The 1003-nt window shown below is 53.9% G+C and carries 1 protein-coding gene; it reads left to right on the top strand.

The features are described from left to right. Positions 1-761 precede the first annotated feature (761 nt). Positions 762-1003 (top strand): hypothetical protein (locus ABTU92_RS27910; protein WP_408094843.1); only part of this gene is annotated, 242 nt, incomplete at its 3' end.

Below are 1003 nucleotides of genomic sequence, written 5' to 3'. Positions count from 1 at the left end.
AAACGCGATAGCCCTGGTATCGCCCCCACAACCAGGGATCGGGCTGGGGGCCGACGACGTCTGAAGCACTCTGGATTGAACTCCATTCGTCTCAGGTCAAGCCCGGTTCCTAATGCGAAAGGGCCGTTATGGCAAAGACTCCTCCTAACCAGGGAAAGCCCTGGACGTCACAACAAGTCAAAGAACTAAAAGCTCAGATTGCATCAAATACGCCCACACGCGTCATTGCTCTGAAACAGGGGCGCACACCTGACGCTGTCCAAGCAAAGGCTTCCACCGAAGGGCTGTCGCTGAAGCCGACAAATCAAAGCCCGTACGGGACGAAGAAGAAGTAATAAGCTCCACCGCCACTTCTTAAAGACGCCTCTCGCGGAATGTCCACGCTTGTCCGCGAGGGGGCAAGCGCCACTCCAAAGGAGTCCAAGCATCGATTCTGACATCACGACGATCCTTGCTCTCCGGTCAGTTCTTTGCTGCATCGTCATGTGATCTCTTTGGCCGGGGGTTGCCGACTGTCGTGTCCTCATGCGGCTGAGCGCCTTACAGACGAGAGCACCCATTAACGTCTGCGAAGTCGCAACTCCTCCTTCGGGGCGCATTTTCTTATGATAGACCAAACATCTAAGGAATTCATCGAGCAAGTGTGCTTATCGGTCGGGCGCGCAGTCATCGCGTTCAGCCATCTTGAGCATTGCTTGACGATGATGATAGCCGATATTCTTGGGCTCTCCCAACTCCAAGAACGCGCCCTAATACGGCCAATGAGCATCACCAATAAAACAGGAACGCTGCGCTTGATCGCAAAGCAAAGAGTCAAGCGGGCTAACAGAGATGAAGTGCTAAGATACCTTAAACAAGTAGAGTCTGCGGCAGACCAGCGCAACGACTTTGCTCATGGATACTACGGTCATAAAAACGGCCAAGCTGCAGTAGTCTCATTTTCTGGCGCAGCTCGGCTTGCTGGCAATCCGACCCCTCTCGATCCCAGGGCTATCGCGTTTGG

Origin of the sequence: Rhodoplanes sp. SY1, assembly GCF_046000175.1 — a bacterium.
Lineage (GTDB): Bacteria > Pseudomonadota > Alphaproteobacteria > Rhizobiales > Xanthobacteraceae > Rhodoplanes.
This window is presented reverse-complemented; position numbering and strand designations above follow the sequence as displayed.